Raw genomic sequence first — 8,580 nt, 5'->3', positions numbered from 1 at the left:
CTCCCTGTCGGCCCGCCCTCATCGAGATTCGCTGAAGCACGGCCCGCACCCTTCGCGGGGGCGATGGGCCGCTCGCGCTTTCCCGAGGCCCCCCTGCCTCTTCCGAGTACCCCATGAAGCCAGAACCCACTCAAACCGCCCGCAGTGCGCCCATTCCCCTTGTTCCTCCGCCCGGAACCCTGGCTGCCTTTGGCCCGGGGGCGCGCATCCAGCACTACGAGCTGATTCGGCAGCTCGGCAGCGGAGGCATGGGAACCGTCTTCCTCGCGCGAGACACCCGGCTGGGCCGGCGCGTCGCCATCAAGCTGCTGCACACGCAGGACGCGCAGTTCGCCCGCCGCTTCATCCTCGAGGCCCGCACCACCGCGCGGTGCAGCCATGAGAACATCGTCATCATCTACGAGGTCGGCGAGGCCAACGCCACCCCGTACATGGTGCTGGAGTACCTGCAGGGCCAGCCGCTCAACAAGATTCTGAAGAGCAGCCCGCGACTGCCCCCGTCGCGCGCCGTGGAGCTGGTGTCGCCCATCCTCCGCGCCCTGTCCTGCGCGCACGCGCACAAGATTGTCCACCGAGACCTCAAGCCGGAGAACATCATCGTGACGGACTCCGGCACCATCAAGGTGCTGGACTTCGGTATCGCGAAGGTGCTCCAGGGGGACGAGCATCGCGGCGAGACGGACCCGCGTGCGCTCCTGGAGGGGCTGCGGCTGGTTCCTCCACCGGGGCCTCGGGATGAATCCATCCACCTGACGCGACAGGGCGCGTTGCTCGGGACGCTCGCGTACATGTCTCCGGAGCAGTGGGGGAACGGCATCCCCGTCGACCACCGCACGGATATCTGGGCGGTCGGCATCATGCTGTTCCGGATGCTCACGGGACGTCATCCGCTGGAGCCCCTGCGGGGTCCGCAGTTGATGGTCACCGCGCTGCTCCAGGAGCCCATGCCGTCGCTCCGGGCCTTGCTCCCGGATGTCCCCGCCGAGCTCGCCGCCGTCGTCGACCGGTGCCTGCTCAAGCACAAGGAGCAGCGCTTCCCGGATGCGCTCGCGGTGCTGCGGGCCCTGGAGCCGTTCCTCCCAGGCCGGTTCGTCCACGAGGCGGGGCTCGATGAGAGCCCGTATGCGGGCCTCGGCTCGTTCCAGGAGGCGGACTCGGCGCGGTTCTTCGGCCGCTCGCGGGAGACCGCCGCGCTCGTCAATCGGTTGCAGGACCAGCCCCTGCTCGCGGTCGTCGGTCCGTCGGGTGCGGGGAAGTCCTCGTTCGTGCGCGCGGGCCTGGTGCCCGTGCTGAAGCGGACGGGAATCCCCTGGGAGTCGCTCATCATCCGCCCTGGGAGAGACCCGCTCGGGGCCCTGGCCAGCATGGTGGCGCCGCTCGTCACTTCGTCACCGACTCTTGAGGAGGACCTCCGCAAGCAGCAGCAGATCACCGCGCATCTGCGGGTGGAGCCGGGGTACGTGGGCGCCGTCCTGCGAGCCCGTGCCCGTCGCGAGCGTCGGCGCATCGTGTTGTTCATCGACCAGTTCGAGGAGCTCTATACGCAGGTGCCCGATGCGCGGGAGCGCCGTGCCTTCACGGCCTGCCTGTCTGGCATCGCCGACGACGCGACGTCTCCCATCCGCGTCGTGCTGTCCTTGCGCTCCGACTTCCTGGACCGTGTCTCGGAGGACGAGCGCTTCATGGCGGAGCTGTCTCCAGGGTTGTTCTTCCTGACGGCGCCGCAGAAGGAAGGACTGCGGGACGCGCTCGTGCAGCCCGCGGAGATGGCGGGTTATCGCTTCGAGTCTCCCCAGATGGTGGACCAGATGCTCCAGCACCTGGAGACGACGCCGGGCGCCCTGCCCCTGCTCCAGTTCGCGGCCACCCGACTCTGGGAGGCGAGAGACCCGTCTCGCCGGATGTTGACAGAGAGCGCGTTCCAGCAGCTCGGCGGAATCGCGGGGGCGCTCGCGACGCATGCGGACAGCGTGCTCGCGGGGATGACTTCTCCAGAGCGGGCGCTGGCTCGGGCGATCTTCCTGCGGCTCGTCACGTCGGAGAAGACGCGGGCGATTGTGTCGCTGGAGGAGCTGCGCGAGTTGACCCGGGATGCGGACGAGCTTCAGCGGCTCATCGACAGTCTGGTCCAGGCGCGACTGCTCGTCATCCAGACGGGGACCAAGGCCACGGGCGCGTCGGTGGAGCTGGTCCATGAGTCGCTCATCTCGGGGTGGCCCACGCTGCGCAGGTGGCTCGAGGAGGGACAGGAGGACTCGGCGTTCCTGGAGCAGTTGAGGAACGCGGCTCGGCAGTGGCAGGCGAAGGCTCGGGACAGTGGGCTGCTCTGGCGCGGCGAGATGGCGGATGAGGCGCGGAGGTTCCAGCGGCGGTATCGGGGGGAGCTGCCGGTGTTGCAGCGGGCGTTTCTGGAGGCGGTGTCGGCGCAGGCGACGCGGTCGGCGCGGATGAAGCGAGCGTTTGTTGTCGGCGTGGTGACGTTGGTGACGGTGTTGTTCGCCTCTGCGGCGGTGGCGCTGGTGGTCATCCGGGAGGCACAGCAGGAGGCGGAGCAGCAGGCCATCATCGCGCTGCGTGCGGAGGCGGCGGCTCGCAACGCGGAGTTCCTGGCGAAGCGCTCGGCGGCGGAGGCAGAGGAGCGACTGGCGGAGGTCCAGGCCAAGGAGCTGGCCCGGCAGGAGGCACAGCTTCAGGTCGATGCGGCCAATCTGCGGATCGAGTCGACCCACGACGAACTGGTGAAGAAGAACACCGAGCTGAGCAAGGCGGTTCTCCGGGCGCGATGGGCGCAGTATCGGGCGAACGAGGCACTGCGACAGGCCGAGCACAGTGCGCAGCAGGCTCGACAGGCTCGCGCCGAGGCTGAACGACTGCTGCAACGTGAGCAGGAACGGACGCTGCGCATCGAGTCCACGCTCGGAAGCTCTTTCATCGAAACCTTGAAGTAAGGCTGAGGCACCCATGACGTCGATTCGGAAATGTGGCTCGCGTGGACGCGGGCTGGCCGTGGTGTTGCTTGTGTCATGGGCGAGTGCGTCCATGGCGCAGCGTGTGGACACGCCACTGGATGTTGGAGGAAACCGGCCGTGGGCGCTGGGGGTACCACGGGATGAACAGCAGGCGGCCCAGGCGCTCTTCTTCGAGGGGAATGAGCGACTGCGTGAGTCGGTGTTCGTCGAGGCGACTCGGAACTACCGCCGGGCCCTGCGGCACTGGAACCACCCTGCGATTCACTACAACCTGGCCCTGGCGCTGATGAACCTCGATCAGCCCATTGAAGTCTACAAGCACCTGAAGGCAGCGGTGGGCCATGGACCCGAGCCGCTCGACTCCGGTCGGTATGAGCATGCACGCTCGTACAACGCGCTCCTGGAGAAGCAGCTTGCTTGGGTGGATGTGAAGTGTGACGAAGAGGGGGCGATTGTGACGCTGAATGGGCAATCGCTGTTCAAGGCGCCCGGGAGGTATCAGGCGTTCATCCGGCCCGGTGTTCACAGCATCGTGGCCTTCAAGGATGGGTATCTGCCGACGGAGAAGCGCCAGCCGTTGATGCCTGGGGAGAAGGCGGAGTTGGACCTGGAGCTGTACACGGAGGACGAGGTCATCCGGTATCGGCGCCAGTGGGCTGCGTGGATTCCGTGGACGGTGCTCGGCGCTGGGCTGGCGGCAGCTGGCGGTGGTGGAGTGCTGCACTGGAAGGCGAATGGGTCCTTCCGGGACTTCGACTCGCGAATCCCTCCCGGGGGACGTCAAATGACCCCCGAACTGGAGGGACTTCGGAGAACCGGGTCCAGGCTCCAGGCAGGAGCCGTAGGTGCCTATTCACTCGGGGGTGCCGCCGTCGTGACAGGGACGGTGCTGCTCTATCTCAATCGCCAGCGGGCATACCGCATCAATCCCGCGGAACAGGGACCCACGATGGTCATCGCCCCCGCTGTCGACGCCGAGTCGAAGGGCGTCGTGGGTACAGTCCTTTTCTGAAGAGGTGGCTCATGCACTGTATCGACATATCCCTCGGTCGCATGACCGTGGTCAGCCTCGCTCTCGTGATTGTGCCGTTAGTGGCCTGCGTCGAACCTCAAAGCGACTCTTGTGCCAATGGACGGATATGCCCTCCTGGATACACGTGTTCCCCCCATGGAAACTCGTGCATTGGCAACACATGCGGCGACAACACCAAGGACAGCAACGAGGAATGCGACGACGGCAACGACTTGAATGGCGATGGCTGCCGAAGCGACTGTATCCTTGAATTCTGCGGAGATGGCGTACAACAAATAGGCATTGGAGAGAAATGCGACGATGGCAACCAACAGGACCTTGATAGATGCAGCGCCAACTGCCTCTCCGATGAAACCTGCGGCAACGGCTTCGTCGACGCACCTACGGAGGCCTGTGACGACGGGAACAACCAGAGTGGCGACGGATGCTCCGCGGATTGCAAATCCAAGGAGAAGTGTGGGGACGGCGTCGTCAATACTGAGTGGGGGGAACGCTGCGACGACGAGAACAAGCAGAGCGGTGACGGATGTAGCCGAGACTGTCGCTCCGACGAGACCTGTGGAAACGGGGTGCTCGACACAGTCATCGGTGAGACGTGCGACGACGGCAACCGCGAATCAGCAGACGGCTGCAGCGCAGATTGTCGTTCCACCGAGCGATGCGGCAACAACGTCGTCGACAAGCACCTGGGTGAGGTGTGCGACGATGGCAACACCCAGAGTGGCGATGGCTGCCGTGCGGACTGTCACTCTGACGAGGAATGTCACAATGGCATTCTCGACCCTGGTGAAGAGTGCGATGACGGCAACCACCTCGACAACGATGATTGCGTCGACCTCTGCAAGCTCGCGAAATGTGGCGACGGTCACACCAACGACAACGAAGGTGCACGACACGAAACCTGCGACGATGGGAATTCTGACTCGTGCGGAACCTGCAGCGCGGATTGCACGGTCGTTCAGCAGGCCGGGAGAGCCACGGGGACCATCCACATCAGCGCTGACGGTGGCGTGCTCGACAAAGAAATCGTCAGCATTGGCGACAGCCACAGCCGACTCGTTTTCGAGTTCGACACAACAGGCACCGTGCCGGACGCCCACATTGGCGTCAACGTCGACGCTGGTGCAGGGCCCAAAGAAGTCATCACCGCTCTCGCTGCCGCAATTGACTCAACATGTGCTTCACCCGATGCGGGAGCAGATGCCGGAAGTGGATCGGCGCATCCTCTGCTGCGCCTGACAGTCACCACCGACGGCGGCACCATCCATCTCACACATCAAGAGCAGGGGTCGTTCGGCAACCAGCTCATCATCGAATCCGTGGCGGACAGCGAGTTCGTCGTGAAGTCCTTGAGCGGTGGCCAAGGATTCGACTGCCCGGTCGACATGGGATGCGAGGCCCACCATGACTGTGGCCCCGGCTCCCTGTGTCAGAAGGATGAGGGGAACATCAGGGGAAAGTGCGCGCTCACCAAACCGTCCCCCTAACGGACAGTTGCACCCGGACCCCGGCCCCTTATCCTCCGCCGCCATGGCCACCCACTTCGACCCCAGCGCCGCGGCGCAGCCGGGTTCCGGCGTCTTCGGACTCCCCCACTCCCCCGATGAGGCGCACGTCGTCCTCATCCCCGTCCCCTTCGAGGCCACCACCAGCTACGGCGGCGGCACCTCCGAGGGGCCCGCCGCCGTCCTCGACGCCAGCAGACAGGTCGACCTCTTCGACGTCGAAACCGGCCGCCCCTACGAGCGCGGCATCGCCATGCTCCCCGAGTCCGAGGAGCTCCGCGACTGGAACACCCGCGCCAAGGAGCGCGCCCAGGTCGTCATCGAGGCCGGCGGCATCCACTCCGGCGAACCCGAGCTCCTCGCCGCCGCTCGCGACGTCAACGCCCTCTGTGACCAGATGAACGAGCTGGTCTACCGCACCACCAAGCACTGGCTCGACCAGGGCAAGCGCGTCGCCGCCGTCGGCGGAGACCACTCCATCTCCTTCGGCATCATCCGCGCCCACGCGGAGAAATACCCCGGCCTCGGCGTCCTCCACCTCGACGCCCACGCCGACCTGCGCGTCGCCTACGAGGGCTTCACCTGGTCCCACGCGTCCATCATGTACAACGTCTCCGAGCGCCTCCCCGGCGTGAAGACGCTCGTCCAGGTCGGCCTGCGCGACATGAGCCAGGAAGAGCACCGCTACATCGAGGACTCCAAGGGCCGCGTCCACGGCTTCTTCGACGCCGCCCTCCAGAACAAGCGCTTCGACGGCATCCCCTGGAACCGCCAGGTCGATGAGATGGTCGCCCTGCTCCCCCAGCAGGTCTACCTCTCCTTCGACATCGACGGCCTGGACCCCGTCCTCTGCCCCCACACCGGCACGCCCGTGCCCGGCGGCCTCTCCTTCCCCGAGGCCATCGCCCTCATCTCCGGCGTTGTCCGCTCCGGACGCACCATCGTCGGCTTCGACCTGACGGAAGTCGCCCCGGACCCCGAAGGCAGCGAGTGGGACGGCAACGTCGGCGCCCGCCTGCTCTACAAGATGATTGGCTGGATGCTGAAGTCCCAGAAGGCCTGAGCCCTCAGCTCACGCTCCCCTTCGGCACCCGCGAGCCAAACGTCAGGCCCCGCACCACCTGCGACTCCACGGACAGCGCGCCCCCCTGCAGGCGCGCCAGCTCCGACGCCACCACGTCCATCGACTCGAGCTGCGCTCGCAACATCTCCAGCGCGGCTCGGTCCACCGACGGCCCCGTCTCCAGCAGCCGGAGCTGCCGCCGGGCCTCCTCCAGCGGCCCCTGCAGCGCCCTCGCCGCCCACTGGCTCAGCGTGGCCCCGGGCGGACCCTCCACCCTCGACGCGGGCTTCGGCGCGTTCGCGAGCGACTGGTGGATGAGCGCCTCGAAGTCCGTGATTTCGAAGGGCTTGTGCAGGAACGCATGCGCCTCCGGCGCACCCTGCGGCAACACCGCGCTCAACAGGATGACGGGCACGTCCTTGAGGTCCACGTCCCGCTTCAGCCGACGGCACAGCTCCACCCCGCTCAGCCGAGGCATCATGTGGTCCGTCACCACCAGGTGTGGGCGACACGCCCGGGCCAGCTCCAGGGCCTCCTCGCCGTCTCGCGCCTTCACCACCTCGTGACCCAGGTCCTCCACCACCTGACTGAGAACTTCCAGCACCGCGGGCTCATCATCCGCGACCAGGACGAGACTCATTCTTCCGCTCCTCCGCTCCAGCGCGGCCCCCAAGCCACGCCGCCAGGACTTCGGCCTGCCCCTGGGATGAACCGAAATCCTCGGGGAACAGCCACCTCCCGGAGATGCAATCGTTCACGGACGTGCGGACTGGATTATGAAAGGCACTGCATTGCCTCCAGCGAATCGTGGGAATGACGCCAGCTTCCCGACAGTCTGCGTGTCATTCGCCGGACAATCCGCTGCGGGCACACGGAGGGCGTACATGAAGGCTGGAGTCATGAGGTGGGGACCCTTGGTGGTGGCGCTGTTGGCGTCCAGCGGCGCGAGCGCGGACATGGCCCGGCGTCGCGACGCCGTCGTGGAGGTCGTCCAGAAGGTCTCCCCGGCCGTCGTCTACATCGGCACCGAACAGGAGGTGGAGTCGCGCTTCCGCCGCCGTTCTCCGCTGGAGGAGTTCTTCGGGGGCATGGGCGGCGGCGAGCAGGGCCGCCAGAAAATCGAGGGCCTGGGCAGCGGCGTCATCATCGACCCGACGGGCATCATCGTCACCAATGACCACGTCATCCGGGGCGCGTCCGCCATCCACGTCGTGCTCGCGGACGGTCGCTCGTACGACGCGGAGGTCATCGGCAGCGACGCGGGCAATGATTTGGCCGTGCTCAAGGTGACGGCGAAGGAGGCGCTGCCCATCGCCCGACTGGGCACGAGCGCGGACCTGATGATTGGCGAGACGGTGGTCGCCATCGGCAGCCCGTTCGGCCTGAGCAAGACGGTGACGGCGGGCGTCGTGTCCGCCGTGGGCCGCACCTTCCGCGCGGACAACCGCGTGTACAACGACTTCGTCCAGACGGACGCGGCCATCAACCCCGGCAACTCGGGCGGCCCGCTGCTCAACGTGGACGGCGAAATCATCGGCATCAACACCGCCATCTTCGGCGGCGGCGCGCAGGGCATCGGCTTCGCCATCCCCGCCGACAAGGTGCGCCGCATCGTCGACGAGCTGACCCGCTTCGGAAAGGTGCGCCCGTCGTGGGTGGGCCTGGACGCCGTGGACCTGACGCCGCGCGCGGCCCGGCAGCTCGGGTGGGACCGCTCCTACGGCGCGCTCGTGACGGCCGTGGAGACAGGCAGCCCCGCGGACCAGGCGGGCGTGAAGCGCGGGGACATCGTCGCGGAGCTGGGCGGCTCCCGCATCCAGGACGCCGAGGACTTCGACACCCGCGTGCGCGGCTACCCCGCCCGCTCCGCCTTCCCCCTCGTCCTCTTCCGCGAGGGCGCCACTCGCACCCTCCAGCTCGCCCCCTCCGAGTTCCCCCCTCGCATGGTGGAGTCCCTCGCCTGGGACCGACTAGGACTCAAAGTGAAGGAGACGCGGGGGGTGTTGGCCC

Annotated in this window: 6 protein-coding genes; 5 read left to right on the top strand and 1 reads right to left on the bottom strand. The window is 66.9% G+C overall.

The window, feature by feature from the left end:
* Window positions 1-113: 113 nt before the first annotated feature.
* The 4 genes from HUW62_RS43510 (at window position 114) to HUW62_RS43495 (ending at window position 6,570) form a co-directional block, all read left to right on the top strand.
* A complete protein-coding gene (locus HUW62_RS43510; protein ID WP_176437795.1) occupies window positions 114-2,948 on the top strand; it encodes a serine/threonine-protein kinase in 2,835 nt (944 codons plus the stop codon).
* A 91-nt stretch (window positions 2,949-3,039) separates the two neighbouring features.
* Window positions 3,040-3,981, top strand: a complete 942-nt coding sequence (locus tag HUW62_RS43505; RefSeq protein WP_163865106.1) for a PEGA domain-containing protein — start codon at window positions 3,040-3,042, stop codon at window positions 3,979-3,981.
* An 11-nt stretch (window positions 3,982-3,992) separates the two neighbouring features.
* Window positions 3,993-5,489: a DUF4215 domain-containing cysteine-rich repeat protein gene (locus tag HUW62_RS43500; RefSeq protein WP_163865105.1), complete on the top strand. Its 1,497-nt coding sequence runs from the start codon at window positions 3,993-3,995 to the stop codon at window positions 5,487-5,489.
* 43 nt (window positions 5,490-5,532) lie between these two features.
* Window positions 5,533-6,570 carry an agmatinase family protein gene (locus HUW62_RS43495; RefSeq protein WP_163865104.1) on the top strand — a complete coding sequence of 346 codons (1,038 nt, stop codon included), beginning with the start codon at window positions 5,533-5,535 and terminating at the stop codon, window positions 6,568-6,570.
* Between the two features lie 4 nt (window positions 6,571-6,574).
* On the opposite strand, the gene HUW62_RS43490 is transcribed toward HUW62_RS43495, so the two are convergent.
* Entirely contained in the window at window positions 6,575-7,210 is a 636-nt protein-coding gene (locus tag HUW62_RS43490; protein WP_163865103.1) for a response regulator, read from the bottom strand.
* 244 nt (window positions 7,211-7,454) lie between these two features.
* On the opposite strand from HUW62_RS43490, the gene HUW62_RS43485 reads away from it, so the two are divergent.
* Window positions 7,455-8,580: S1C family serine protease (locus tag HUW62_RS43485; protein ID WP_176437794.1), on the top strand; the 1,126-nt coding region annotated here is incomplete at its 3' end.

Source organism: Myxococcus sp. AM011 (assembly GCF_013372595.1).
In the GTDB taxonomy this organism is placed as follows: domain Bacteria; phylum Myxococcota; class Myxococcia; order Myxococcales; family Myxococcaceae; genus Myxococcus; species Myxococcus eversor.
This window is presented reverse-complemented; position numbering and strand designations above follow the sequence as displayed.

Coding starts and splice junctions, on each gene's coding strand:
- HUW62_RS43510 (WP_176437795.1), top strand. CDS start 114: ATGAAGCCAGAACCCACTCAAACCGCCCGCAGTGCGCCCATTCCCCTT.
- HUW62_RS43505 (WP_163865106.1), top strand. CDS start 3,040: ATGGCGCAGCGTGTGGACACGCCACTGGATGTTGGAGGAAACCGGCCG.
- HUW62_RS43500 (WP_163865105.1), top strand. CDS start 3,993: ATGCACTGTATCGACATATCCCTCGGTCGCATGACCGTGGTCAGCCTC.
- HUW62_RS43495 (WP_163865104.1), top strand. CDS start 5,533: ATGGCCACCCACTTCGACCCCAGCGCCGCGGCGCAGCCGGGTTCCGGC.
- HUW62_RS43490 (WP_163865103.1), bottom strand. CDS start 7,210: ATGAGTCTCGTCCTGGTCGCGGATGATGAGCCCGCGGTGCTGGAAGTT.